We start from the raw sequence: 25,248 nt of genomic DNA, 5'->3' as shown, positions 1-25,248 counted from the left end.
CACATTAGGTAGATCTATATCGGTATGAAAATAATTGTGTGAATTGATAGATGATTAGATTTGATTAATGATGATTGGGGGATTGGATTTGGGGTATTCAATTCCCCTTTTTTTTAAAATGTGATAATTAATAAAAGATAAAAAATGGCAAAAATAAAACAGATAATATTAGACAGAATACCAGAATATGTAGAAGTAGATGATCATAAGATAAATAATATTATAGTAAATACAGAAATCGAATTTCATCCATTAGATATAAGCGGCAATATGGAGTATTTGCTGCACCTTTTCGTTTATGATATGCATGGAGCCAGTGATGTTCCTGTGTTGATTTCTAATTGGGACGAAACTAAAATTGTAAGGGTAGAACAGGATGATAGAAAAGATGATTTTTTGTGTAAAGAAAGTGTACTAATTAAATGTGATCAAGCAAATAAAAAAGAATTAGTGATTAAGACTCCAATGTCTGTGAAATTAGGCAAACTTCAGGGTAACAGTTCTGTATATCATAGAAACTTTAAGGTGTTTGGGACGTTAATTCCTGCAGTATTTAGGGCATCTAAGTGGTCAGAAGCATTTGAATCTAAACTGGTTTTTTAGTAATAGATTTTGAATAGACCAAGATTCGAAAATTTGTCTTAAGTGAAAGAAAATTTGGAACAATAACAAAGAAAAAGAATAATAGTAGAACATCAAGTAAAAAATTGAAGTATAAGTTGATTAATGTATTTTTTAATGATGGAAAGGGAAATAATCAAGTTGATAATAGATAAAAATTAATCGTAATATGGAAAATTAGGGCTTATCGCAGAAAACTGGAATCAATTTATTGCCTGGGTATGGGATTTTGTGCCAGGATTGATTTCTGCTATTCTAATATTTTTGGTAGGAGTGTGGGTTATCAATATTTTTAGTAAGGCACTTCGTAAATTTTTTCAAAGGAAAGATTATGATGTTACTTTAGAAAAATTCTTATATGACTTAATTAATATTGGTCTGAAAATCCTTTTAATTGTATTGGTTGTGACCCAACTTGGTGTTCAAACATCCTCTTTGGTTGCAATATTAGGAGCAGCAGGATTAGCAATTGGTCTAGCTCTTCAAGGTTCATTGGCAAATTTTGCAGGAGGTGTGTTAATTTTGTTTTTTAAGCCTTTTAAAATAGAAGATTTTATCGAAGCACAAGGAGTTACTGGGACAGTAAAAGAAATTTCAATTTTTACTACAAAACTAAACACATTTGGGAATCAATTAGCAGTTATTCCAAATGGTAAAATTTCTAACGGAAACATAATTAATTATTCTTCAGAAAATAAAAGAAGAGATAAAATAGAAATAGGAATATCTTATAAAAGTAATATCAAGGATGCAAAAGACACTTTGTTAGAATTAATTGATAGTCAGGAAAAGGTAATTAAGGATCCTGCTCCAGAAATATATGTGTCAGAACTTGGGGAGAGCTCAGTTACTCTATCATTGCGTTATTGGGCATTAAATGATGATTTTTGAGAAGTTCATTTCTATATAATTGAGGAAGCAAAAAGACGTTTAGAAGGTAAAGGTGTATCAATACCTTTTCCACAACGTGAGATTCGATTGATTTCTGATAACGTATCAAAGAACGACTAACTAAAGTATATTATTGGATAAAAACAGTTACATTATTTATTCATTGATGTTTTAAAAATATTAGAAAAAAGCAGGGGATTTTGCTTTTTTCTAATATTATTTTTTGATCAGAAAAGTAATTAGTTCTTAAGAAGATTAAATAATTTTTCTACTACTTTCTCTGATGATGCTGGATTTTGCCCAGTGATAAGATTATTATCTTGTACTGCATAAGGTTCCCAGTCATTTGCTTTACTGTAAGTGCCTCCATTTTCTTTTAGCATGTTTTCTACCAAAAAAGGAACTACTTCTGTAAGTTCCACAGCGGCTTCCTCACTATTGGTAAAACCAGTCACTTTCTTACCTTTAACTAAATAATCTCCGTTAGATGTTTTTACATTTTTTAATGCGGCAGGAGCGTGGCAAACAAGACCAGTTGGTTTTTGGTTTTCATAAAAAGATTGAATCAATCTAATAGAATCAATGTCTTTAGATAGATCCCATAGTGGTCCGTGACCTCCAGGATAAAAAACAGCATCATAGTTTTTTTCGTCTATCTCAGATAGTTTAATTGTTTTACTTAGCTTATCTTTTAATGCTTCGTCTTTATGGAAACGTTTTGTAGAATCAGTTTGATTTTGTGGTTCATCGCTAGAGGGGTCGATAGGAGGCCGCCCGCCCTTAGGAGATGCCAGCGTGATGTCAACACCTTTATCTATTAAATAATAATAAGGAGTGGCGAATTCTTCGATCCAAAATCCTGTTTTTTTTTCTGTATCCCCAAGTCTATCGTGAGATGTTAAAACAAATAGTATTTTCATGATTTTATTTTTTAATAAGTTTTCATTTTTTCTTTTCTTCTTTCTAATTGATCTTTTAGATCGCTAATAGTTTTAGATATAGCGTCTTCAAAATTTAATTCATCAGAAGAAGCATATAATCTTGGTCCAGGAGCACTTAAACGAATTCCACAAATATGACCAGTGCCATCTGTTTTATTTTCTTTTTTAAAGAAAATATCTCCACGAATGACAAATGAATATTTTGTGGATAGATCATTTAGTTTTTCTTGTACAAAAGATTCCAATCTATCGCTTTTACTTATGTTAGTGTATTCAAAAATTGTTTTCATTATTAATGTTTTATGGTAACTGCTATAATAATAATAGGGAAACCTGATAGTGTTTGTTGTTTCAATTATTATTGAGCCCTATTTATCAATCTCTTTAAGACTAAATAACTTCGTTTGGTATGTAATTACCGTTAAAAGTGAAATTTAGTTGAGGCATTCTTGTTCTATGTTCTGGAGTTTCTTGTGTTCTCAAATCTTCAGGGAGATCTTCGATATTGCCTCCGTAATATCCTAAGGCTACGGCGGTGACCACATGGTATTCTTCGGGAAACTTAAACTCTTTCTTCGCCTGCTCGTGGTTTACTCCTGCCATTTGATGAAGTGCAATACCTAAATGTTGAGCTTGGGCAGTAACATTTCCCATATATAGCCCTAGATCGTGTAATGCGTGAAAGTTTTCTTCTCCTTGATCTGTGGTTTTTTTAAATGCATTGAGAAACAGAGCGGGAGCATTTATGGCCCAAGATTTATTAAAATCGCTTAAGCAGTCCAATATTCTATCATATGTTTTACTTCCTTTTATACCCCATATCGTTCTCCAAGGTTGTCTGTTATATGAACTTGGCGCCCACCTTCCAGCCTCTAAGATTGTGCGTATTTCGGTTTCTGATATTGGAGTTTTTGCAAAAATTCTTGGAGAATATCGATCTTTAAGTATTGGTAAAATTTCGAGTTTTGTTTCTTTTTTAATATTTTTATTTTCTAATTCCATGCTTTTTTCTTTTTTAAAAATGTAACTTCAGATAAAGGTAGATTTCCTGTTCTGAATTAAGGTGCTGAAAAAAGAGATAGATTAACTCAAATCATTTTGAATATGTATTAATTGTTGGCTATAAGTTTTATTTGTTGATTTTAGAAAACCATAATAGCGACAAAAGAAGAGCCATAAAGGATTAAAAATCCTAGAAATAATAGTAATAATGATTTAATTAGTCTTTGTTTAAAGTTTATTTTTCGTTTCATTTAAATTATTTGTTGTTATTAGGTAATGCGTTTTCGACTTTTCTTTTTTTAATTGTAAATAAGGGAATCCTTTTAACAATTAAATATGAGCCTTGGATTTAGATTAGGATAGAAATTAAAGCTATAGCAAATACGAAAAGGGAAATGCTGGTTAATACGATTAAATTTTTATTTCCATTATATTTCGAATCAACAGTTTTCAGGATTAATATTTTTTTCTTAAACTAAAAATATTTAAAACTAGTTAGTTTAGTACTGTACATTAATTAAAATAGAATCCATTCAAGCGATGTCAAGCTCTTTAACGGTGTTTAACCATTATGAGTCATTTTTAACATAAGAACTGTTAAATAAACAGTTTTAAGGTTAATGTCATTAACAACTATTTTGCAACTTAATTTTGGATATAGTAATACTACGTTACGAAACGGAATGTTTGTAATATTAGTAATGTATCTGATGATCTGTGGAGAAGATGGGACTCGAACCCACGACCTCTTGACTGCCAGTCAAACGCTCTAGCCAGCTGAGCTACATCCCCTGATTATAAGTTAATCACGCAATGCACCCTTAAGGACTAATAAAGGAATCCTACTTTCAAAATCTTTTTTCAATATGGTATTCTCCTCCCATAGTTTAGCAAAAAAACCTCTACTACGCCTAAATACACATAACAAATCTGGATTGTTCTCATTAAGATGTTCTAAAACTCCCTGAAACAAGGTTGCGTTTTCTGAAGATTTATAGGATGTTATAATTTCTGCTAAATCTTTCTGAAATTCCGCGTCTTCGGGCAAAAATTCTTTTGTTTTAACCTGAAGTAATTTTATTTCTGAATCAAAAGCACTTAGAATTTCTTTTATGGGGTTCAATGTTTTTTGCTTTTTAATGACTCCTGATTTTATAGCCATTAATGTCCTATTGATTGGCTGAAAAACATAATTCTCGGGAACAATTAATACAGGTATCTCTGTTTTCTTTAGTAAACTTCCAGAGGTCTCTCCAAGGAAATAAGAATTTTTGATATCATGGCTTTCCGAACCTAGAACAATTAAATCTATAGAGTGTTTTAGATTAAATTCTGGAATAGCTTCTAATAGATCACCTTCTAGCGGAAGGGCAATGACTGATACACCTTTTTTTTCTACTTGAGCAAATTTTTCTTCAATTGTTGTAACCGAAATATTTTTTAGTGTTTCATTTACCGAAGGGAGACTACCGGATCTAGGTAGTTCTTTAAAAACCTGTACGGCGTAAATGGTTCCTCCTAGTTCTTTTGCAAAATCAATTGCATATTGAAGTCGTGCGATACTTACAGAGTTTTCTGATAGTCCTAAAGGAACAAGAATATTTTTCATTTCTAAGCTTAATTTGTGTGTCAGGATGCAAAATTACAATTTTTGAGCAGTAAATCTCTCTTTTGATAGGTTGAAGATATACGGGTTATTATTTCTTTTCTTAAAGTTTATATAAAATGATGTTTTGTTATACTATAAGTCGTTTTCTTAGAAGGAATAGTTTGTATTTTTGGCATTTGTAAAAAAGTATGATTCGTAAAGCTACACTTTCTGATTTAGATGCTATTCATAAATTAACTCAATCTTGCGCTAGGGCTATGATAGCAAAAGAAATTTATCAATGGAATGAACACTACCCTACTCGATCACGTTTCGAAAAAGACATTGAATTACAAGAGTTATATCTTTTAGAAGAAGAAAATCTGATTAAAGGAATTATTGTAATTACTGAATTGATGGATGATGAATATATACCGATCGAATGGATTACCGAGAATAAAAATAATATCTATATACATAGATTAGCTGTACATCCTGATTATTGGGGTAAAGGATATGCTCAGGAACTAATGAGTTGGGCAGAAGCTTACGCAAAAAATAATAACTATGTATCAGTTCGTCTAGATACATTTAGTGAGAATAAAAGAAATCAAAAATTTTATGAAACTAGAGGATATAGGAAATTAGGAAATATTTTCTTCCCTAAACAAAGTGAACACCCCTTTTATTGTTATGAACTTGTATTGTGAGCAGTGTTATAAGTTTTAAAAATATAAACCGATTGGCAATTCCTGCGATCATTGCTGGAATTGCAGAGCCTGTATTATCAGCTACAGATACTGCAATTGTTGGTAATATTCCAATAAATGGAACAGAATCCCTTGCTGCTGTAGGAATCGTTGGTTCATTTCTTTCTATGTTGATATGGGTTTTAGCACAAACTCGAGCAGCAATTTCTGCTATTATTTCACAATATTTGGGAGCAGGAAAATTGGATGAGGTAAAGACACTACCTGCACAAGCAATTCTTTTTAATATTGGATTGAGTATTACCATTCTTTTAGCCACCGTTCCTTTTATTAAAGAAATTTTTATTCTTCTAAAAGCAGAAGGATTGGTATTGGATTATTGTATTTCTTATTATAGTATTAGAGTGTGGGGCTTTCCATTATCCCTTTTTGTATTTGCAATTTTTGGAATTTTTAGAGGATTACAAAACACATATTGGCCGATGATTATTGCCATTATTGGAGTTGTAGCAAATATTATATTGGATTTTGTTTTAGTTTATGGAATACAAGGTTTTTTAGAACCAATGTATCTCGAAGGAGCAGCATGGGCAAGCCTATTCTCTCAGATTTTAATGGCTGTTTTGTCATTAGTATTATTACTTAAAAAAACGGAGGTGTCATTGCGATTAGAAAAACTTTGGCACCCAGAGATGAAACGTTTTTTGGTAATGAGTGGAAATCTATTCATTCGTTCTCTTGCATTAAATACTACATTACTTTTGGCAGTAAGAGAAGCGACAAGCTTAGGAACAAACTATATCGCGGCTCATAGTATTGCGATACAATTATGGTTGTTCTTTGCATTTTTTATTGATGGATATGGAGGTGCTGGTAATATTTTAGGAGGGAGATTATTAGGGGCAAAAGACTATACTAACCTTGTTTCGATGGCTAAGAAAGTGAATATTTATGGAGTTATTGTAGCTTGTATCTTAGGAGGAATTTCGTTACTAATTCCCGAACGATTAGGTTTGATCTTTACTAAGGATCCGGAGGTACTAAATGTATTTACAGGTTTCTTTTATTTAGTTGTAATCGCTTTGCCAATTAATGCGTTAGCATTTGTAGGTGATGGAATATTCAAAGGGTTGGGAGAAACTGGTTTTTTACGAAATGTATTAGTAGGATCTACTTTTTTCGGTTTTATACCAATGTTATTTATTGCTAGATATTTTGATTGGAAACTTTATGGAATATGGATTGCAATTTCAGTTTGGATGTTATTTAGAGGGGTAGCTTTGGTTATTAAGTTTAGGAATAAGTATTATCCATTAGCAAATGTTTAAAATGCAAATTTCATAATTACCATCACGATAATGACGTATAAACAGATTAGAAAAGCTACTAATCTAAATTTTTCTAAATACTTTTTTTCCATAAACCAAATATAATTTATCAATTAGAAAACGTAAACCCGTGAAAATACGGGTTTTATATTGTGGTTAAGAATGTAGAATGAGAGTCTAAAATATTATTTATTTTTATCAAAAATCTAGCTTAATGACTACTACAAGAACTAACGGAAGTTTATATACACATTCGGATAATCATATTGCAACCATAGAGTTTGGACATCCGTCTAGTAATTCTTTTCCATCAGAATTATTAGAAAGATTAACAAAAGCTATTGATATTTTATCTGATGATGCATCAATTTATGTGATTGTTTTAAAATCGGAAGGAGAAAAAGCTTTTTGCGCGGGGGCTTCTTTTGATGAACTTGTATCAATTACAAATTTAGAGGATGGAAAAAAGTTCTTTTCCGGATTTGCCAATGTAATTAATGCTATGAGAAGATGTAAAAAACCAATCATTGGCAGAATACAAGGAAAAACTGTTGGAGGAGGAGTTGGATTAGCTTCTGCTTGCGATTATTGTATGGCTACAGAAGCAGCTTCTATTAAGTTAAGTGAATTAACGATTGGGATAGGACCGTTTGTAATAGAACCAGCTGTATCAAGAAAAATAGGATTAGCGGCTTTCGAAGCACTAGCTTGGGATGCTTCTCAATGGAAAAATGCCTATTGGGCAAAAGATCAAGGGCTATTTACTAGAGTTTTTGAAACGATAACAGAATTGGATAAAGAGGTACAATTGTTTGCCGAAAAATTAGCTAGTTATAATCCACGAGCTACTGAAAAAATGAAAGAAGTAAATTGGAAAGGAACAAGTCATTGGGATGAGTTATTAATTGAAAGAGCTGCTGTTTCTGGAGAGTTGGTGCTTTCTGATTTTACAAAAGAAGCATTAAAAAAATTCAAAAAATAAAACAAATGGATATTTTAAATTTTTTAGGAGGAAATGGACTATTCTTAATTCTGGGAATCATATTAGTAGTAGTTTACTTTTATAATAAAAGAAAGAGAAGATAAATATCAGGATGTAAGCATCCCGATATTTATACATTTGATTTTTATAAGAAATCTCTTTTTAAAACTGCTTCTAAACTTTCGGGTTCTTGTCCTGTTAGATCTTTTATAGCTGTTGTTACTTCGATTACTTTCCCTTGTTTAATCATTCCGTAAACAGGAATCATATAATCCGCAATGAAATCTGGAGCACCAGATTCTTTTAACACCTCTTTATAGGTGTTTTCATCTGGATTTGGATATGTGATTTCTCTTTCTAATAGGTCACTTAGCATAGAGGCAACATCAAAATGAGAATAGGCTTTTGCTCCTGTAAGTATATGAGTTTCTTTAACTCTATTCTGATCTGTAAGTAATTCAGCGATGGCACTTCCAACATCTCTAGAAGAAACAAAGGATGATTTACCTTCTCCTGCAGGAGAAAAAATAATATTACGATCTTGAATATTTTCTCGCTCATAGTTACCGAAATTTTGCATGAAAAATCCAGGACGAACGATATTCCAATCTAAAGAAGAACCCCTTAGCTTTTCTTCCATTTTTTTATGAAAAGGTAATTCTTCAAGATTTTCCATTCCATTCCCCGATAAATATATGAGTCGTCCGTTATAGTTATCCTGTAAATAATCAACAAAAGGTTCTAGTAATTCATAGAGCCTAGGGTTTAATGGAGGGCCTAATAAGAAAATTCCATCTGACTGCAAAACTTCCTGATACGATGCTTTATCCTCATAATCAAAGTACGCTCCAGTAACCGAATTTTCAAAAATGTCTTTGACTTTTTGGGTATTTCGAGTACCTGCAATTATATGTTCTTTTTTAGTAAGTAGGTTGTTTACTACTTCTTTTCCTATAGTACCTGTAGCACCAGTAATAAAATAAGTTGACATAATGATGATCTTTTTTGTAACAAGGTAAATACATTAGTATCTTAGTGCAAGTAGGTACATAAAAGTGCAGTAGTTTCTTTTTATATACTAATATTGATTATCAGTATTTTAAAAATTGAATTTTATGAGTTTTTTATCAAAAAAAGAATGTGAGGGTCCGATAAAATGCCCAGTAATGACAACACTTAGTGTTATTGGAGGTAAATGGAAGCCTGGTATTTTATGGGAATTGCAAAACAATGAAATACTGCGTTTTGGTCAATTAAAAAAAAGATTGGGAACTATTACTCAGAAAATGCTGACACAGCAATTACGAGAGTTAGAAACTGATGGTATTATAATAAGAAAGATTTATCCCGAAGTCCCTCCACGTGTGGAGTATTGTTTATCTGATTATGGTAAAAGTTTGGCTCCTGTACTCAATGAAATGGCAAATTGGGGTACAGGACATTTACAAACAATCACTAGTAAATAACTCTTATTTACGTTTTAAAATAAAATAGAAAATAATCTTCACTAACTTTGCAAAAAAGTTTGATCAAAAAATGAGTAAGATTAGAATTACCAAGAAGTTTACTTTTGAAGCAGGGCATGCACTGTATGGATATGATGGTAAATGTAAAAATCTACATGGACATAGCTACAAGTTAAGTGTAACTGTAATAGGAGAACCGATTACAGATACATCTCATGTAAAGTTAGGAATGGTTATGGATTTTGGAGATCTAAAGAGAATAGTAAAGAAGGATATAGAAGATGTATTTGATCATGCTACTATTTTTAACAAAAATACCCCGCACTTAGAATTAGCCCAGGAGTTAGAAAAAAGAGGACATCATGTTATTTTGGTGGATTATCAGCCATCTACTGAAAATATGATCATCGATTTCGCTGCTAAAATAAAAGCTAAACTTCCTGAAACGATAAAATTACACTCCTTAAAGCTCCAAGAAACAGAAACTTCTTATGCAGAGTGGTATGCATCAGATAATGATGAATAACGAATATTTTTTCACTTCATAGTATCTATAGAAATTAATGAAAAAGATAAGTTTATCCGAAGGTAAAAAAATATACTTTGCATCTGACAATCATTTAGGAGCGCCAACTCAAGAAAAAAGTTTTCCTAGAGAACAAAAATTTGTAAAATGGTTAGATGAGGTTAAAGAAGATGCAGGGGCTATATTTTTATTAGGAGATCTTTTTGATTTTTGGTTCGAATATAAAACAGTAATTCCGAAAGGTTTTACAAGAACTTTAGGGAAACTTGCAGAAATTACTGATGCCGGAATCCCGGTTTATTATTTTGTCGGAAACCATGACCTCTGGATGAATGGATATTTCGAAGCAGAATTGAATATTCCGGTATTTCATAAGCCACAAGAATTTACTTTTAATGAAACTACATTTCTTATTGGTCATGGTGATGGATTAGGTCCTGGTGATAAAGGATATAAACGAATGAAAAAAGTATTTACAAACCCTGTTGCAAAATGGTTTTTTCGTTGGTTACATCCGGATTTAGGAGTAAAATTAGCGCAATATCTTTCAGTAAAAAACAAATTGATTTCTGGAGATGAGGATGTCACTTTTCTTGGAGAAGATAATGAGTGGTTAGTACAATACTGTAAACGAAAATTAGAGATAAAACATACAGATCATTTTGTTTTTGGTCATAGACATCTTCCAATGGAGATAAACCTAAATGATAAATCTAAATATACAAACTTAGGAGATTGGATTATACATTATACGTATGCAGTTTTTGATGGTGCCGAAATGAAGATGATGAAGTATACAGAAAATGAATAAAAAACGGATGATCATTTTTTGATCATCCGTTTAAGATATTTATAAAAGTAACTAAGATTATTGTTTCGCTATTTTCTTAGTTATTATAGTATTATCCAATTGTACTTTGATAATGTAAAGTCCACTAGATTGCATACTTCTTCCCATGTCATCAAGTGAGATGGATTTAGTTCCAGATTCCATAGCTCCAGTATTTTTCTTAGCGATACTGTTTCCTTTTAGATCTATAATTTCTATAGAAGAATAAGAAACTTTTTGAGGTAGTGAGATTGTAATGCTAGCATTATCTAAAGTCAGTGGAACTGGATATACACTTATAGAATAAGATGCTTTACTTCCTTTTACTATTTCGTTTATTCTATTTGAATTTAGACCGCTAATTACAAATTTTTCCCAGTCACCAATGGCATTTCTATTGCAATTAATGGCCTTGTTTCCATTTTCATGACTTACGTATTTACCATTATTTCCTTTGATCGCATAAAGATCACCTCCCAAAGACTCTAAAGTAAATTTTTCCCAAGACCCAACTGCATTTCTGTTACAGTTCATAGGCTTTCCTCCATTTTCTGAACTTACATACTTTCCATTACTTCCTTTAAAACTCACTGTTCCGTTTCCGGCAGATTCCATAATAAATTGTTCATCTGTACCAGCATTGTTTCTGTTGGCTTGCATGGTTCGCGTACCTCCTTCAGAGCTTACATATTTATTAATACTTTGCCCAAGTATAGTTACAAAATCATCCGTTCCGTTATCGTTTCCAACGGTAAAAGAGATCGTTTTAGTGGTTTTAGCTCCTTTACTATCTGTTGCTTCAGCTCTTAACGTATAATTTCCTTCGCCAAGATTCTTTAAGGCGTTATCTTGATTATTGTTATTCCAAGTATAAGGGCTAACATTTTCTTGTCTGATAAAAGAATCATTAAGATATAATCGTACGTTACTAACACCGTCACTGTCAGTTGCAGTCACAATAGCCTCTATAGTTGCAGGAGCCGAAAAAGATGCATTGTTTGATGGAGTTGTGAATGAAGTGTTAGGACCAGTGTTGTCTCCGTTTCCGTCTCCATCACCTCCAAATCGAGGTCTAGAACTTAACCAGTCCATATCAAATTTAGGCCCTTTACATTGACACCCTTTGCTACCTTGGTCTACACGACCAGGACATACTTTTTCGTCTTTAATTCTCTTACCTTGTATAGTAATGGCGTCATCATGTCCAGGTTCGTTACCACATTGTATTGTATTATATCTAGGATCTCCGTTTGCTAAATCTCTATAACTAGGGTGTTTTTTAAGCTCATCACAAATATCTTTAATATTTCTGCCTTGTCCATTAATATCGATTTTGAAATTACCAACACCGTGATCAAAAGAGGAATTACAAAAACAAAAGCCATTTGCTTGATAACTATCTTTCCACGAATTTGCATTAGGAACAATTCTCACACCTTGGTCAAAAGTATCTTGACCAGTACAACCCGTATCTTCGACGTTGGCTTTAGAACTATTGGTTGGGCTTGGTTGTTGGGCTATTGAAATATTGACGACAAATAAAAGTGCTAAAAACTTTAAAATAAATAGTTTACGTTTCATGGTATATTGGTTTTAAGGGTTAATATTTTAAAAGATAACAATAATTATCGGTGATATATATAAAAAACACCAACTTTAAAGATATCTTAATAGAGGGAATCAAAATGTAATTAAATAGAATCCGTAGAGGATTAATTAGTCTACGTAGGATCTGGTTCGATCAAGTATTCAGGATACTATTTTTAAGCTCTGAATTTGATAGTCTTAGACTAAATATTTTTTGTTCTAGAAGTAAGTGTTTTTTCAGAGACATGTATCGCTACTTCTTTAGAATTTTCTATTGCGTATGGGTGTTCAATAAAAATAATTTTATTATTAAAAATAGCTTCAATTAGATAATGATTTCCATTAAAATAGGACTTTTTTACCCTGACTTTTATATCAGAGTTCTCGACAATTTGTAATTCGTGAGGATATAATAGGATTGTTTGATCGTTATTAAAATCTGGTAAAAAAGTATTGATCGGTAATTGATTTACTTCACCAAAAAGTGATGCAATGTAATAGTTTTCTGGATTATTATAAATATTTTTTGTATTCCCTTTACTGATAACCTCTCCATTGTGGATTACAATTGTTTCTTCGGCAAAAGAAAGTATATCAGTTTTATCGTGAGTAGCAGTGATACTAGTGATCTTATTTCTTTTTAGATACGTAAAAAGATTTCTTCTTAGGGAACTACGTCTGAAGTTATCAATATTACCAAAAGGTTCATCTAATAGTAATAATTCAGGTCTTTTAGCTAATGCTTTTGCCAATGCTACACGTTGTTTTTGGCCACCGCTTAAGTTTTCAACCTTGGTATCCGAAAATGGTAACATTTCTACTATTTCTAAAAGCTCATTAACACGACCAATTTTTAATTCAGGTTCAAAATTGGATAGATATTGTCCTATATTTTCAGAAACTGTTCTATATGCTTGTAGTTCGAAGCCTTGAGATAAGAATTTCATATTTTCTTGTCCTGGAACCAAGTTATAAGCAGGGCCTAATATTTCTTGATCATCCCAGAATAACGTTCCTTGGTTTGTGTCTAAGAGTCCGTAAATTATTTTTAACAAGGTGCTTTTTCCGCAACCACTTGCTCCAATAAGTGCAACGTGTTTTCCTTTTTCAATGGTAAAATTGATATTTTTTAAAACCGGAATGGTATTATAGGCAAAGGAAACATTTTTTACTGTAAGCATATTTCAAATATAAATAACTTCAATAAAAAAATCCGTCTCTTTTTAGAAAACGGATCTTTTAATTTTAATTATAAAAAAATTATCCTTTTACATTGTCACTTACTTGCTCTGGTAAAACTTCATATCCCATATTGTATAGCGTAAAGCTAAAAATATCAGCATATTGCTCTATTGTTTTGGCAACCGGTGTACCAGCTCCGTGACCTGCGTTTGTTTCAATTCGTATCAAAGTTGGGTTAGTACCTTGTTGTTTTGATTGTAATTCTGCGGCAAATTTAAATGAGTGTGCAGGTACTACACGATCATCGTGATCTCCCGTAGTTACTAATGTTGCAGGATATGATACTCCTTCTTTTACATTGTGTACTGGAGAATATCCTTTTAAGTATTCGAACATCTGTTTGTCATCTTCCGCAGTTCCGTAATCATATGCCCATCCTGCACCAGCAGTAAAGGTGTGATAACGTAGCATATCCATTACACCAACAGCAGGTAAAGCTACTTTCATTAAATCAGGTCGCTGCGTCATGGTAGCTCCTACTAATAACCCTCCGTTAGATCCTCCTCTTATGGCTAGATATTCGCTTGATGTATATTTATTTTCTATTAAATATTCTGCAGCTGCAATAAAATCATCAAATACATTTTGCTTTTGCATTTTTGTTCCTGCATCATGCCATTTTTTTCCATATTCTCCACCACCTCTTAGGTTAGGAACTGCATAAACTCCACCTTGTTCCATCCATACCGCATTCGTAATACTAAAAGAAGGAGTTAGACTAACATTAAATCCTCCATATGCATATAGGATAGTCGGATTTTTACCTGTTAGTTCTATTCCTTTTTTATGTGTAATGATCATTGGAATTTTAGTACCATCTTTAGAGTTATAGAAAACTTGCTTGCTTTCGTAATCTTCAGGATTAAAATCTATTTTGGGTTTGCGATATAGTTCTGAAGTTCCATTTGCAATATCATATTTATAAATGCTTCCTGGAGTTTTATAATTAGTAAAAGAATAGTATAATTCTTTATCTTCTTTTTTCGCTCCAAAACCACCAATACTTCCCACTCCTGGTAATTCTAAATCTCTTACTAATTTTCCTTCATAATCGTATTGTAATACTTTGGATACTGCATCTACCATATATTCTGCAAAAAAGTAACCTCCACCTGTATTTGGGCTTAGTACATTTTCTGTTTCAGGAATAAAATCTTTCCAGTTTTCTGGTGTTGGATTAGATGCATCAACCGTTACAATTTTTTGATTAGGAGCATTTAGGTTTGTAACTAGGTATAACTTAGAACCAACATTTTCAATTACATAGGTATCACTTTCTGTGTTATCTAGAATAGTAACAAGTTTATCATTATTACTAGTTAAGTTTTTTATAAATAATTTATTTCCAGAAGTAGAGGTGCTAGCAGAGATAATTAAATACTTATCGTCTTCTGTTACACGTCCACTTATATATCGATGTTTTTCTTCTGGTGTACCTCCAAAAATTAGTTGATCTTCTTTTTGAGCTGTACCAAGTTTATGATAATATACTTTATGCTGATCTGTTTTTGCAGAAAGCTCACTTCCTTTAGGTTTATCGTAGCTGGAATAATAGAAACCTTCATTTCCTCGCCAAGACATTCCAGAAAATTTGATATCTACAAGAGTATCTTCTATAATCTCTTTAGTCTCTGCATTTTTAACAATGACTTTTCTCCAGTCACTACCACCTTCAGAAATAGAGTAAGCTAAAAGTTTTCCATTTTTAGAAAAACTAACACCACCAAGTGAAGTTGTACCATCGTCACTAAAAGTATTAGGATCCAAAAATATTTCAGGTTCATCTCCTTCGTTTTTGAATCTATATATTACATATTGATTTTGTAAACCATCATTTTTATAGAAGTAGGTATAATCACCTTCTTTAAATGGTGAGCCAACTTTTTCATAATTCCATAATCCCGATAAACGATTTTTTAATTGATCTCTAAATGGAATACTATCTAGATATCCAAAAGTTACTTTGTTTTGTTCAGCTACCCAACTTTCAGTTTCTTTACTACGATCATCCTCTAACCATCGGTAAGGATCTTTGACTTCAGTGTCAAAATAAGTATCTACAGTATCTACTTTTTTAGTTTCTGGATAATTCAAAGGAATAATTGTTTTAGCAGTTTCTATTTTTGTTTCATTTTTACATCCTATTATAGATGCTAACAAAAATAGTATTAAAAGAGTTTTTTTCATGATGAGTTAAATTTTATAGATAAATAATTAAGTATTAATTATTCGTTTTTATTTTGGCAATACTTATAAAAACCAAATAAAGTAGTTTACAAAATTATCAAAACTTATAACTGTAAAGTGCTAAATAAAGCATAAAAAAAGACTGCTCTAGCAATGATCAGATAGCTATTACACATTTAGAGCGTTGCTTTGGGGTTTAGCAACTCAGTTGATCATTTTCGTAGAGCAGTCGGAATTTTCTGTCCTCTAAGAAACGAAAAATTTTACTTTTATACCAGTAATGTTTTAGAAGTAGTTTATCGAAACAGACTTTTAAAAGTATTCCAATTTTTGTAAATCAAGAACGCATTTGCGAGAAAAACAAATGCTCCAGGACCTATGTTAGCTGGATCAAGGGTAGCGTGAAATAGGATGATATTGACAGAAATAGGAGCCATCAATACCAGTGCAAATGGTACTGCTTTATTACTTACTAATAGCAATCCGACAATTATTTCAATAAGACCAACTGTTTTTAGAATATAACTATTTGCAAGAGCTCCAAATAGAATTCCTGCATCTGGATTTGTAAATTCAAAATCAGGTAAAAATCCTATAAATTTATTACTTCCAAAAACGATTAATAAGATACCTAATAGGATTCTTAAGGCTAAAATTATTTTAGTATTCATTGTTTGTTTTTTTATGATTAAGTGATTTATTAGAGGGCTAAATGTTAAAAACCTTACAAATGTTATTAAAAACTGAAGCTAAAAAAATATCTTACGGCTTCTGAAAACTAACTGATTGACCTAACTTTTTTAATCTTATTTCTAATGAAGATCACACAACTTTTCATACTCTCTTCCTTAATCTCTTTGTTCTCTATATCATCTATTGTAGGACAAGATTATTTTTTTAAGGATAAGGCTCCTTTTAATTCTGAAATACCGACACCAGAAGAATTTCTTGGATATCCTATTGGAGAACAACACACACGTCATGATCAAATTGTAGCATACTTAACTAAGCTGGCTGAAATATCAGATAGAGCCATTATAGAGAACTACGGAAAATCTCATGAAAACAGAAAATTAGTAATACTTACTATTTCTAAACCAGAAAACATTGGCAGTTTACCAAGTATAAAAAAACAACATCTTGCATTTACTGATGCTTTGGCTAACCCAACGAATTATAATGGCATACCTATTTTTGTTCAACTAGGTTATAATGTTCATGGAAATGAGCCTTCTGGTGCTGAGGCGGCTATGCTAACCGCATATACGCTTGTTGCTTCTAATAGTTCCGAAGTAAAAACATATCTTGATAATGCAATTGTATTTATTGACCCTACGATTAATCCAGATGGTCGAGATAGACATACGCAATGGGCAAATCAATTTAAGGGAAGTCCGTTGGTTAGTGACAAATATGATGCAGAACATAATGAAGGATGGCCTCGTGGGAGAACTAATCATTATTGGTTTGATCTTAATAGAGACTGGTTATTAGCTATTAATCCTGAGAGTAGAGGAAAATTAAAATGGTATCACGAATGGTATCCTAATGTGGTTACTGATTTTCATGAAATGGGAACGAATAGCACATACTTTTTTGAGCCAATGAAACCTATTGGTTCTTTAGATCCTATTATGCCAAAAGAGAATTATGAAGATTTAAACAATTTGTTTGCTCCTTATTTTTCGAAAGCATTGGATAATATTGGATCTTTTTATTTTACAAAAGAGGCATTTGACGGGACATATCCAGGTTACGGGTCGTCATACCCGGATCTTCAAGGAGCACTAGCATTATTGTTTGAGCAAGCTAGTTCTCGAGGACATTTACAAGATACTGATTACGGAACAATCTCGTTTCCTTTTACAATTCGTAATCAATATGTTTCTAGTATAGCCACAGTAAAAGCTGCAGTAGAAAATAAAGCTAGGTTACGAAAGTATCAGCAGGACTTTTTTAAATCATCGGAATCTGGGGTTGCTAAAAATAATTTTGCTGGTTATGAATTTGGAGATGCATATGATAATAATAGAAATAAAGCATTTATAGATAAATTATTACTACATAAAATAAAGGTTTATAAAAAAGGAAATAAATATGTAGTTCCTGTAAAACAAGCACAAAAAAGAATGGTTCAAACGGTATTTGAAACATACAACAAATATCGAGATAGTGTTTTTTATGATGCTTCTGCTTGGAGTGTAGCCAATTTTTATAACATGAAATATAAAGGGTTAAAATCTATTGATTTAGGGCAAGAAATAACATCTACAAAAGAGATAACCATCGTTTCTAAAGTATCTAAGTCCGATTATGCATATATTATGAATTGGGATGATTATAATGCACCGGCGGCATTGTATTACATGCAATCAAAAGGATTGTTAGTTGCTTCTGCATTTAAACCGTTTAGTATTATTACTTCAGAAGGAAATAAAAGCTTTAATTACGGAAGTATTTTAGTTCCGGTAAGTAAGCAGAAAAAAGATATTGATGAGGTGTTTGCTATTGTAAAAACAGCCCAAGAAAAATTTAACGTACCTATTTTTAGTACTAATACAGGATTTAGTTCATCGGGAATTGACTTAGGAAGTGGTAATTTTAGAAAATTAGAAACACCTAAAGCATTGTTGTTAATTGGAGAAGGTATTAATTCTTATGAGGCAGGAGAAGTATGGCATTTGCTAGATACCAGAATTCATATGCCAATAACTAAATTAAGAATGAATAGGTTTAATGGTATTCCATTAAAAGAATATAATACGTTAGTCATGGTGTCCGGAAGATATTATCAATTGGATTCTCTACAACAAAAAAGAATAAAGGAATGGGTTTCTCACGGAAATACGCTGATAACTATTGCAAATGCTTCTAAATGGGCTATTGATAAAAAAATCGTTAAAGAACAATTAACCAAAAAAGAAAAAGATACTTCTAAGAATAAAATTGTAAAACGATTACCATATGTAGATGCTGGAGAAAATATTGGGAGAGAGCAAGTAGGAGGTGCTATTTTTGAGGTGGATCTTGATACTACCCATCCATTAGGTTTTGGATATCGAGACAATTCATTACCTGTATATAAAAATAATGAAGTATTTATTTCGCCAAGTAAGAATCCGTATGCTACGGTGGCAAAATATACTAAAAATGCCCATATTGACGGGTATATATCGATTGATAATTATGAACATTATCTAAAACCTTCTGCTTCACTTGTTGTAAGTCCTATAGGAAGTGGCCGAGTTATTTTATTTGCAGATAACCCTAATTTTAGAGGTTCTTGGTATGGAACGAATCGTTTATTTATGAACGCTTTGTTTTTAGGAAAACATATGTATGTACCAAGAGTAAGAGAATAGATGTATTTCTAATCTAATAAAAATGAGAAAGCCCTTGTTATTTCTTTGATATAACAAGGGCTTTTTATAATAGTGGTTGGTTATTAGCCGATTAAATTATTTTCTACTAAATATTCTCCAATTTGTACTGCATTTGTAGCGGCTCCTTTTCTAAGGTTATCTGCTACAATCCACATGTTTAATGCATTTTCTCTAGAATGATCTCTTCTGATCCTACCTACAAAAACATCATTTTTCCCTTCCGCATAAATGGGCATTGGGTATGTATTAGTATCTGGATTATCCTGTACTGTAACTCCAGAAGTGTTATTTAAGATTTGACGAACTTCATTTTCCTGAAACTCGTTTTCAAATTCTAGATTTACACTTTCACTATGTCCACCAACAACAGGAATACGAATAGCAGTGGCGGTAACTGCAATAGTTCGATCATCAAGAATTTTTTGAGTCTCATTAACCAATTTCATCTCTTCTTTTGTATAACCATTTTCCTGGAACACATCACAATGTGGAATTGCATTACGATGGATTGGATAAGGATAAGCCATTTCACCTTTTTCTCCAGCGTATTCATTTTCTAATTGTTGAACAGCTTTTACTCCTGTTCCGGTAATGGATTGGTAGGTAGAAATAATAGCACGTTTTATCTTATATGATGAGTGTAACGGTCCTAGTGCCATTACTAGTTGTATAGTAGAACAATTAGGGTTGGCTATAATTTTATCTTCTTTAGTTAAATCTTTAGCATTAATTTCTGGTACAACCAACTTTTTGGTTGGATCCATTCTCCAGGCAGAAGAGTTATCGATTACCGTGATCCCAGCATCTGCAAATTTAGGAGCCCATTCTAGAGAAGTACTTCCACCGGCAGAAAACAAAGCTACATCAGGTTTCATTTCTATAGCTGTAGTTAAACCAACAACAGAAAACTCTTGACTTTTATACGATATTTTTTTTCCAATAGACCTTTCTGAGGCAACAGGAATTAATTCTGTTACTGGAAAATTACGTTCTTCTAATACTTTTAACATTACAGTACCTACCAATCCAGTGGCACCAACAACAGCTACTTTCATCTGCTTAATTTATTAATGACTTTTATAGACACAAAAATCGGTCTTTTTTTTAGATTCCAGCAAATGTGCTGATTATTTATAACAGTTTTATATTTTTTAATAAAATAATATTAATTTAAACAATTTGTTATATACATAACAAATTGTAAAAAAGAACCACTCAATTTCTTGAGTGGTTTAGTTAGAATATGTAGTATAGCGGTAGCTATAGATAATTCATTTAATAATAAGATTAGGTGTTACTTTTTAAGTAGATCTCTTATTTCTGCTAATAACTCTTCTTGACTTGGTCCAGCTGGTTCAGCAGGAGCTTCTTCTACAGGCTTCTTAGTTTTATTATATGCTTTAACAATCATAAACATTACGAATCCAACAATGATTAAATTAATAATGGTATTAATCCAAGCTCCATAAGTTATTGCGTTTTCAGCGGTAGTTATGGCACCTGTAGCATCTACAACTGCTTCTTGAAGAATGATTTTTTTACTGCTAAAGTCCATTCCTCCTGAGAAATAACCTACAACAGGCATTACAATATTGGATACAAAACCTTTGACAACGCCACCAATTGCAGTTGCCATGATAACAGCGACAGCAAATTCAACGACATTACCTGTCATTATAAATTCCTTAAATTCTTTAAGCATGATTATTTTATTTTAGTTAGTATTATTGATAACAAAATACGTAAAAAATAAATCAATATTTAAAAAAGTGTTAAAAAAAATAGACTGTAAATTCGATCAAATTCAATTATTACCGATAATAACACGTTTTACTCTTGGAGAAATAGCTGTAAGGAGTTCATAAGAAATTGTTCCTGCACTTTCAGCAATTATAGATGCAGAAGAAATGTTGTCGAATATAATTACTTCATCTCCTTCTTTACAATCAATGTCTGTGATATCAATCATTATCATATCCATACAGACATTTCCAAGGATAAAAGCTTTTTTTCCGTTTACAATAAAGAAACCTTTCCTATTTCCATATTGTCTTCCGATTCCATCCGCGTGACCGATTGGTATAGTTGCCGTTTTGGTATAGCCATTAGAAACAAAAGCTCTGTTGTATCCTAAAGTTTCACCAGGCTCTAGTGTATGAATCTGTGAGATAATCGACTTAAGGGATGCTATAGGTTTTAAATGAGTATCATAATCTGCATCATTCCCATAACCGTATAATCCTATTCCGGCACGAACCATATCAAAATGCGCTTCGGGATAATTCAATATTCCTGAGGTATTACATTGATGAAGTATAGGTTTATAACCTAACTTATTAATAATGTCTGAGCTTATTTTCTGAAATGAGTTGACTTGACTCACTGTAAACTTTTTCTCATTATGATCCTCACTTGCTGCAAGGTGAGAGAATAGCGATTTTACTTTAATAGCGTTGGTTTGATGTAAACAACTCATTATATAATCTACATCATTCTCCCAAAAACCTAATCGATTTAAACCCGTATTAAACTTAACATGTACAGGATAATCTTTTTGATTTTCCGCTTCTGCAACCTTTATGAATTCTTGTATAATTCTTGGACTATATACACTAGGTTCTAAATTATATTCAATTAGTGCTGAAAAATTTATGGGTTGTGGGTGTAGTACTAATATAGGTGTTTTTACTCCTGCTTTTCGTAAAATAATTCCTTCTGAAACATAAGCAACAGCAAAATAATCAGCACCTATTTTTTCCAGATGTTTTGCTATTGTTACAGCATCACTTCCATATCCTGCAGCTTTTACTACAGCTAACAATTTAACTTTTGAATCAAGCTTACTTTTTAAGTATGTGTAATTATGAGTAAGATGAGTCAGATTAATTTCAAGAATTGTTTCTTTTACTTTACTCATCAGATTTTTTAGAATTTTCAGATAATTCTTTGGGATCGGTAACTTCTATTTGTTTTACTTTTTCTTTTAAAGAAGCTTTATAGTAAGCTGCACGACTTAAAGGTTCGTATTCATCAGTTTCGCCAAGTAGTACTAAATCATCTTTTTTAGATTTTCGATAACTAAATTGAGCAAGATTACCAGTTCTTGTACAAACTGCGTGGACTTTGGTTACGTATTCTGCTGTAGCCATAAGTGCCGGCATAGGTCCAAAAGGATTTCCTTTAAAATCCATATCCAAACCTGCAACGATAACCCGAATACCTTTATTCGCTAAGTCGTTACAGACACTTACGATTTCATCGTCAAAAAATTGTGCTTCGTCAATACCGACTACATCACAAGTATCTGCAAGAATTCTAATATTTGCTGCTGCAGGAACAGGAGTAGAACGAATTTCATTGGCATCATGAGAAACAACCATCTCGTCATCATATCTGACATCGATAGCTGGTTTAAAAATTTCAACTTTTTGTTTAGCAAATTGCGCGCGTTTTAATCTACGGATCAATTCTTCGGTCTTTCCCGAAAACATCGAACCACAGATAACTTCTATCCAGCCAAATTGCTCTTTATGATTTACTGTATTTTCGAGAAACATTTTGTATTTTTCAGCATCAATTAAAAGAAACCCTACTCTTTAATAATACCAATTGAATTTTAAGATGATAATGGAAATAATCCTTCATTTCATTTTTACTTTTTGGTATTGCTTTAAAGATGAGGTAAATTTATTAAAAAACAAAAAGCATAGCCCAAACGAATAAGAAAGTTATGAAGAAGAAATTGGAAGCAGAATTGATAAGTATTGCACATAGGATATTGCAACTTAAAGATAGATCTACCTTACCACAATTGCAGGAAGAGGCAAGGTTGTTATATGAAAAATTAAGTGTTTTAAATTTTGCAGAGTCTCATTTTGCAGATATTCAACCAACAATAGGGAGTATCAAGGAGGCTTTAGAAGTAACAGATACATCAGATACTCATACAGAGGATGTTTCAGATGAGATAAAACCTAAACCAATTGTTAGTTTAGATCAAGAAATAGAAACAAATGAAGTTGCAGAGACTATGTTTAGTCTGGAAGATAAAGTTGCGGAATCAATACCTGAAGTAATTGAGGAACAAAAACCAGAAATCGTAATCGAAAAGATTAATGAGAAAGTTACAGAAGATCTTTTTGTCCCTGCTCCTAAGTTTACAGAAGAGAATGTTTCTTTATCCGAACCTGTTTATGAAAAAAATGATATGGAAGAAATAGGATCAGTACCTCAAAGTATGCCTATTTTAGAAAAGATGAATGATGTAGAAGAAAAACCAAAATCACTAAATGATCAATTAAAAAGGGGAATCAATATTGGATTAAATGATAGATTGGCTTTTATAAAACATTTGTTTGATGGGAGTTCTACAGATTATAATCGTGTACTTTCACAATTAAATACACTTAATAGTAAAAGTGGAGCGAAGCAATTTATTAAAAATATGGTAAAGCCTGATTATAACAATTGGCAAGGAAAAGAAGAGTATGAAGAACGTTTTATGGAGATCGTAACTAATAAGTATGAATTCTAGGTAAGGATTAACATTCTTTTGTTACTAATAACCTTAATAAAAATAAAACTATTTATATGAAAATTATCTACTGGATTGCCACGGTAGCGATGTGCGGAATTATGTTGTTTTCTGCACAGATGTACTTTAGAAATACAGAAATGGTAAGAGGTTTTTTTGAAAACCTAGACTATCCAACATATCTGGTTATTCCTCTGGCGATAGCAAAAATAGGCGGGATTATTGTAATTCTTACTAATAAAATAAAATGGTTGAAGGAATGGGCGTATGCTGGATTCTTTTTTGATATGGTACTTGCTTTTACCGCACATTATATGAAAGATGATGGGCAAGGATTATTCGCAACTTTAGGATTAATATTCCTTATTATATCATATACAATAGGAAAAAAAGTAAGACCCTAAAATATGTCCAAATTATTTATCGTCCCTACTCCAATTGGTAATTTAGAAGATATGACTTTTAGAGCTATTAAAGTGCTAAAAGAAGTGGATTTAATTCTAGCCGAAGATACCCGTACTAGTGGTAAATTGTTAAAACATTTCGAAATTACTACTCATATGCAAAGTCATCATATGCATAATGAACATAAAACTATAGATAGTGTCATTAGAAAGTTGCAAAGTGGAGAAAATATAGCTTTAATTAGTGATGCTGGAACACCTGCAATTAGCGATCCTGGATTTTTATTGACCAGGGCGTGTGTAGAAAATAGTATTGATGTAGAATGTTTACCAGGAGCTACGGCATTTGTTCCAGCCTTGGTTAATAGTGGTTTGCCAAATGATAAATTTGTTTTCGAAGGATTTCTTCCAGTAAAAAAGGGTAGGCAAACACGATTGAAAATATTGGCAGAGGAAACTAGAACCATGATATTTTATGAATCTCCACATAAACTTATTAAGACTTTAGGTAATTTTGTAGAATATTTTGGAGCTGATAGAATGCTTTCTGTATCGAGAGAATTAAGTAAACTTCATGAGGAAACCGTTCGTGGAACTGCACAAGAAGTATTATCACATTATGAAAATAAACCTCCTAAAGGTGAAATAGTTATTGTCGTTGGAGGAAAAAAATAATATATGAATATATCTGATTTTATTAAGAGACTTAGAAAATATCCTACAGAAATTACATTCCAGAATACTATGGATATTATTGAAGCTCACTATAGTTTTGAGCCTACATCCTTCATTAATGGAAATGTAACTAATGAAACTGGACAAAACTCTGGTTCTTGTAAGTTATTTTCGTTTGCAAAAATTCACGATTTAGAAGTAGAGGAAACATTGAATTGTTTTGGAGAACATTATAGAAATGTTTTGCAAAACCCTGAAGGAACTGATCACCAAAATATTCGGAATTTTATGAAAACAGGTTGGAGTGGAATTTCTTTTAAAGATCAGACTCTTACTAAAAGACTTGGGTAAT

At 32.0% G+C, this 25,248-nt stretch carries 26 protein-coding genes and 1 tRNA gene; 13 read left to right on the top strand and 14 right to left on the bottom strand.

The window, feature by feature from the left end; translation table 11 throughout:
• Positions 1 to 144: 144 nt before the first annotated feature.
• Together D1815_RS15900 and D1815_RS15895 are read left to right on the top strand one after the other, a co-directional pair.
• On the top strand, positions 145 to 603 hold the full coding sequence (locus D1815_RS15900; RefSeq protein ID WP_027394649.1) for a hypothetical protein: 459 nt from the start codon (positions 145 to 147) through the stop codon (positions 601 to 603).
• 204 nt (positions 604 to 807) lie between these two features.
• A complete protein-coding gene (locus D1815_RS15895) occupies positions 808 to 1,512 on the top strand; it encodes a mechanosensitive ion channel family protein (protein WP_369899413.1) in 705 nt (234 codons plus the stop codon).
• A 239-nt stretch (positions 1,513 to 1,751) separates the two neighbouring features.
• Here the strand turns inward: D1815_RS15895 and D1815_RS15890 are convergent, their stop codons facing one another.
• From D1815_RS15890 to D1815_RS15870, 5 genes are all read right to left on the bottom strand, one after another.
• Positions 1,752 to 2,432 (bottom strand): type 1 glutamine amidotransferase domain-containing protein, encoded by a 681-nt coding sequence (locus D1815_RS15890; protein WP_118388133.1) that lies wholly within the window; start codon positions 2,430 to 2,432, stop codon positions 1,752 to 1,754.
• A gap of 11 nt (positions 2,433 to 2,443) precedes the next feature.
• Complete coding sequence (locus D1815_RS15885; RefSeq protein WP_027394652.1) at positions 2,444 to 2,743, bottom strand: HPF/RaiA family ribosome-associated protein; 300 nt, start codon at positions 2,741 to 2,743, stop codon at positions 2,444 to 2,446.
• A 100-nt stretch (positions 2,744 to 2,843) separates the two neighbouring features.
• Positions 2,844 to 3,455, bottom strand: a complete 612-nt coding sequence (locus D1815_RS15880; RefSeq protein WP_118388131.1) for a nitroreductase family protein — start codon at positions 3,453 to 3,455, stop codon at positions 2,844 to 2,846.
• Between the two features lie 718 nt (positions 3,456 to 4,173).
• Positions 4,174 to 4,247: transfer RNA gene (locus D1815_RS15875), tRNA-Ala, on the bottom strand.
• A gap of 10 nt (positions 4,248 to 4,257) precedes the next feature.
• On the bottom strand, positions 4,258 to 5,064 hold the full coding sequence (locus tag D1815_RS15870; RefSeq protein ID WP_027394654.1) for a universal stress protein: 807 nt from the start codon (positions 5,062 to 5,064) through the stop codon (positions 4,258 to 4,260).
• A gap of 188 nt (positions 5,065 to 5,252) precedes the next feature.
• Between D1815_RS15870 and D1815_RS15865 the strand changes: the two genes are divergently transcribed.
• The 3 genes from D1815_RS15865 to D1815_RS15855 all read left to right on the top strand — a co-directional run bounded on the left by D1815_RS15865 (position 5,253) and on the right by D1815_RS15855 (position 8,063).
• Positions 5,253 to 5,753, top strand: coding sequence for a GNAT family N-acetyltransferase (locus D1815_RS15865; RefSeq protein WP_118388129.1), 501 nt, complete (start codon positions 5,253 to 5,255; stop codon positions 5,751 to 5,753).
• On the top strand, positions 5,750 to 7,081 hold the full coding sequence (locus D1815_RS15860; RefSeq protein ID WP_118388127.1) for an MATE family efflux transporter: 1,332 nt from the start codon (positions 5,750 to 5,752) through the stop codon (positions 7,079 to 7,081). The genes D1815_RS15865 and D1815_RS15860 overlap by 4 nt, the downstream gene beginning before the upstream one ends.
• Before the next feature lie 214 nt (positions 7,082 to 7,295).
• Positions 7,296 to 8,063: an enoyl-CoA hydratase/isomerase family protein gene (locus D1815_RS15855; RefSeq protein WP_027394657.1), complete on the top strand. Its 768-nt coding sequence runs from the start codon at positions 7,296 to 7,298 to the stop codon at positions 8,061 to 8,063.
• Between the two features lie 145 nt (positions 8,064 to 8,208).
• Here D1815_RS15855 and D1815_RS15850 read toward each other — a convergent pair whose 3' ends face one another.
• Positions 8,209 to 9,054: an NmrA family NAD(P)-binding protein gene (locus D1815_RS15850; protein WP_118388125.1), complete on the bottom strand. Its 846-nt coding sequence runs from the start codon at positions 9,052 to 9,054 to the stop codon at positions 8,209 to 8,211.
• A 124-nt stretch (positions 9,055 to 9,178) separates the two neighbouring features.
• Here D1815_RS15850 and D1815_RS15845 point away from each other — a divergent pair, with 124 nt between their 5' ends.
• From D1815_RS15845 to D1815_RS15835, 3 genes are all read left to right on the top strand, one after another.
• On the top strand, positions 9,179 to 9,529 hold the full coding sequence (locus D1815_RS15845; RefSeq protein WP_118388123.1) for a helix-turn-helix domain-containing protein: 351 nt from the start codon (positions 9,179 to 9,181) through the stop codon (positions 9,527 to 9,529).
• A 70-nt stretch (positions 9,530 to 9,599) separates the two neighbouring features.
• A complete protein-coding gene (locus tag D1815_RS15840; protein WP_027394659.1) occupies positions 9,600 to 10,055 on the top strand; it encodes a 6-carboxytetrahydropterin synthase in 456 nt (151 codons plus the stop codon).
• A 37-nt stretch (positions 10,056 to 10,092) separates the two neighbouring features.
• A complete protein-coding gene (locus tag D1815_RS15835) occupies positions 10,093 to 10,866 on the top strand; it encodes a UDP-2,3-diacylglucosamine diphosphatase (protein WP_369899310.1) in 774 nt (257 codons plus the stop codon).
• 57 nt (positions 10,867 to 10,923) lie between these two features.
• Here the strand turns inward: D1815_RS15835 and D1815_RS15830 are convergent, their stop codons facing one another.
• The 4 genes from D1815_RS15830 to D1815_RS15815 all read right to left on the bottom strand — a co-directional run bounded on the left by D1815_RS15830 (position 10,924) and on the right by D1815_RS15815 (position 16,571).
• Positions 10,924 to 12,465, bottom strand: coding sequence for an Ig-like domain-containing protein (locus D1815_RS15830; RefSeq protein WP_118388121.1), 1,542 nt, complete (start codon positions 12,463 to 12,465; stop codon positions 10,924 to 10,926).
• A 209-nt stretch (positions 12,466 to 12,674) separates the two neighbouring features.
• Positions 12,675 to 13,652, bottom strand: a complete 978-nt coding sequence (locus D1815_RS15825) for an ABC transporter ATP-binding protein (protein WP_118388119.1) — start codon at positions 13,650 to 13,652, stop codon at positions 12,675 to 12,677.
• Positions 13,653 to 13,731: 79 nt separating this feature from the next.
• Positions 13,732 to 15,900, bottom strand: a complete 2,169-nt coding sequence (locus tag D1815_RS15820; RefSeq protein ID WP_118388117.1) for a prolyl oligopeptidase family protein — start codon at positions 15,898 to 15,900, stop codon at positions 13,732 to 13,734.
• Between the two features lie 296 nt (positions 15,901 to 16,196).
• Positions 16,197 to 16,571: a DoxX family membrane protein gene (locus tag D1815_RS15815; RefSeq protein WP_118388115.1), complete on the bottom strand. Its 375-nt coding sequence runs from the start codon at positions 16,569 to 16,571 to the stop codon at positions 16,197 to 16,199.
• Positions 16,572 to 16,715: 144 nt separating this feature from the next.
• Here D1815_RS15815 and D1815_RS15810 point away from each other — a divergent pair, with 144 nt between their 5' ends.
• Positions 16,716 to 19,262 (top strand): M14 metallopeptidase family protein, encoded by a 2,547-nt coding sequence (locus D1815_RS15810; RefSeq protein WP_118388113.1) that lies wholly within the window; start codon positions 16,716 to 16,718, stop codon positions 19,260 to 19,262.
• Between the two features lie 83 nt (positions 19,263 to 19,345).
• Here D1815_RS15810 and D1815_RS15805 read toward each other — a convergent pair whose 3' ends face one another.
• From D1815_RS15805 to D1815_RS15790, 4 genes are all read right to left on the bottom strand, one after another.
• Complete coding sequence (locus tag D1815_RS15805) at positions 19,346 to 20,338, bottom strand: aspartate-semialdehyde dehydrogenase (RefSeq protein ID WP_027394666.1); 993 nt, start codon at positions 20,336 to 20,338, stop codon at positions 19,346 to 19,348.
• Between the two features lie 239 nt (positions 20,339 to 20,577).
• Positions 20,578 to 20,985, bottom strand: coding sequence for a large conductance mechanosensitive channel protein MscL (mscL, locus tag D1815_RS15800; RefSeq protein ID WP_027394667.1), 408 nt, complete (start codon positions 20,983 to 20,985; stop codon positions 20,578 to 20,580).
• Between the two features lie 102 nt (positions 20,986 to 21,087).
• Positions 21,088 to 22,200 carry an alanine racemase gene (alr, locus tag D1815_RS15795; RefSeq protein WP_027394668.1) on the bottom strand — a complete coding sequence of 371 codons (1,113 nt, stop codon included), beginning with the start codon at positions 22,198 to 22,200 and terminating at the stop codon, positions 21,088 to 21,090.
• On the bottom strand, positions 22,193 to 22,840 hold the full coding sequence (locus tag D1815_RS15790; protein ID WP_027394669.1) for a thymidine kinase: 648 nt from the start codon (positions 22,838 to 22,840) through the stop codon (positions 22,193 to 22,195). The genes alr and D1815_RS15790 overlap by 8 nt, the downstream gene beginning before the upstream one ends.
• 173 nt (positions 22,841 to 23,013) lie before the next feature.
• Here D1815_RS15790 and D1815_RS15785 point away from each other — a divergent pair, with 173 nt between their 5' ends.
• The 4 genes from D1815_RS15785 to D1815_RS15770 are packed head-to-tail and all read left to right on the top strand — an operon-like array spanning position 23,014 to position 25,247.
• Positions 23,014 to 23,817 carry a hypothetical protein gene (locus D1815_RS15785; protein WP_118388111.1) on the top strand — a complete coding sequence of 268 codons (804 nt, stop codon included), beginning with the start codon at positions 23,014 to 23,016 and terminating at the stop codon, positions 23,815 to 23,817.
• A gap of 56 nt (positions 23,818 to 23,873) precedes the next feature.
• Positions 23,874 to 24,221, top strand: a complete 348-nt coding sequence (locus D1815_RS15780; RefSeq protein ID WP_035086114.1) for a DoxX family protein — start codon at positions 23,874 to 23,876, stop codon at positions 24,219 to 24,221.
• Between the two features lie 3 nt (positions 24,222 to 24,224).
• Positions 24,225 to 24,896 carry a 16S rRNA (cytidine(1402)-2'-O)-methyltransferase gene (gene rsmI / locus D1815_RS15775; protein ID WP_027394672.1) on the top strand — a complete coding sequence of 224 codons (672 nt, stop codon included), beginning with the start codon at positions 24,225 to 24,227 and terminating at the stop codon, positions 24,894 to 24,896.
• A 3-nt stretch (positions 24,897 to 24,899) separates the two neighbouring features.
• On the top strand, positions 24,900 to 25,247 hold the full coding sequence (locus D1815_RS15770; protein ID WP_118388109.1) for a HopJ type III effector protein: 348 nt from the start codon (positions 24,900 to 24,902) through the stop codon (positions 25,245 to 25,247).
• The last annotated feature ends 1 nt before the right edge of the window (position 25,248 follow it).

It is taken from the genome of Aquimarina sp. AD1 (genome assembly GCF_003443695.1).
In the GTDB taxonomy this organism is placed as follows: Bacteria; Bacteroidota; Bacteroidia; order Flavobacteriales; family Flavobacteriaceae; genus Aquimarina; species Aquimarina latercula.
This window is presented reverse-complemented; position numbering and strand designations above follow the sequence as displayed.

What these genes read in the sequence shown, in the direction of transcription:
- D1815_RS15835 (WP_369899310.1), top strand. Translation starts at nt 10,093, where the DNA reads ATGAAAAAGATAAGTTTATCCGAAGGTAAAAAAATATACTTTGCATCT.
- D1815_RS15890 (WP_118388133.1), bottom strand. Translation starts at nt 2,432, where the DNA reads ATGAAAATACTATTTGTTTTAACATCTCACGATAGACTTGGGGATACA.
- D1815_RS15840 (WP_027394659.1), top strand. Translation starts at nt 9,600, where the DNA reads ATGAGTAAGATTAGAATTACCAAGAAGTTTACTTTTGAAGCAGGGCAT.
- D1815_RS15900 (WP_027394649.1), top strand. Translation starts at nt 145, where the DNA reads ATGGCAAAAATAAAACAGATAATATTAGACAGAATACCAGAATATGTA.
- D1815_RS15865 (WP_118388129.1), top strand. Translation starts at nt 5,253, where the DNA reads ATGATTCGTAAAGCTACACTTTCTGATTTAGATGCTATTCATAAATTA.
- D1815_RS15845 (WP_118388123.1), top strand. Translation starts at nt 9,179, where the DNA reads ATGAGTTTTTTATCAAAAAAAGAATGTGAGGGTCCGATAAAATGCCCA.
- D1815_RS15785 (WP_118388111.1), top strand. Translation starts at nt 23,014, where the DNA reads ATGAAGAAGAAATTGGAAGCAGAATTGATAAGTATTGCACATAGGATA.
- D1815_RS15825 (WP_118388119.1), bottom strand. Translation starts at nt 13,652, where the DNA reads ATGCTTACAGTAAAAAATGTTTCCTTTGCCTATAATACCATTCCGGTT.
- D1815_RS15850 (WP_118388125.1), bottom strand. Translation starts at nt 9,054, where the DNA reads ATGTCAACTTATTTTATTACTGGTGCTACAGGTACTATAGGAAAAGAA.
- D1815_RS15820 (WP_118388117.1), bottom strand. Translation starts at nt 15,900, where the DNA reads ATGAAAAAAACTCTTTTAATACTATTTTTGTTAGCATCTATAATAGGA.
- alr (WP_027394668.1), bottom strand. Translation starts at nt 22,200, where the DNA reads ATGAGTAAAGTAAAAGAAACAATTCTTGAAATTAATCTGACTCATCTT.
- D1815_RS15790 (WP_027394669.1), bottom strand. Translation starts at nt 22,840, where the DNA reads ATGTTTCTCGAAAATACAGTAAATCATAAAGAGCAATTTGGCTGGATA.
- D1815_RS15830 (WP_118388121.1), bottom strand. Translation starts at nt 12,465, where the DNA reads ATGAAACGTAAACTATTTATTTTAAAGTTTTTAGCACTTTTATTTGTC.
- D1815_RS15880 (WP_118388131.1), bottom strand. Translation starts at nt 3,455, where the DNA reads ATGGAATTAGAAAATAAAAATATTAAAAAAGAAACAAAACTCGAAATT.
- D1815_RS15870 (WP_027394654.1), bottom strand. Translation starts at nt 5,064, where the DNA reads ATGAAAAATATTCTTGTTCCTTTAGGACTATCAGAAAACTCTGTAAGT.
- D1815_RS15805 (WP_027394666.1), bottom strand. Translation starts at nt 20,338, where the DNA reads ATGAAAGTAGCTGTTGTTGGTGCCACTGGATTGGTAGGTACTGTAATG.
- D1815_RS15780 (WP_035086114.1), top strand. Translation starts at nt 23,874, where the DNA reads ATGAAAATTATCTACTGGATTGCCACGGTAGCGATGTGCGGAATTATG.
- D1815_RS15815 (WP_118388115.1), bottom strand. Translation starts at nt 16,571, where the DNA reads ATGAATACTAAAATAATTTTAGCCTTAAGAATCCTATTAGGTATCTTA.
- D1815_RS15770 (WP_118388109.1), top strand. Translation starts at nt 24,900, where the DNA reads ATGAATATATCTGATTTTATTAAGAGACTTAGAAAATATCCTACAGAA.
- D1815_RS15810 (WP_118388113.1), top strand. Translation starts at nt 16,716, where the DNA reads ATGAAGATCACACAACTTTTCATACTCTCTTCCTTAATCTCTTTGTTC.
- rsmI (WP_027394672.1), top strand. Translation starts at nt 24,225, where the DNA reads ATGTCCAAATTATTTATCGTCCCTACTCCAATTGGTAATTTAGAAGAT.
- D1815_RS15885 (WP_027394652.1), bottom strand. Translation starts at nt 2,743, where the DNA reads ATGAAAACAATTTTTGAATACACTAACATAAGTAAAAGCGATAGATTG.
- D1815_RS15855 (WP_027394657.1), top strand. Translation starts at nt 7,296, where the DNA reads ATGACTACTACAAGAACTAACGGAAGTTTATATACACATTCGGATAAT.
- mscL (WP_027394667.1), bottom strand. Translation starts at nt 20,985, where the DNA reads ATGCTTAAAGAATTTAAGGAATTTATAATGACAGGTAATGTCGTTGAA.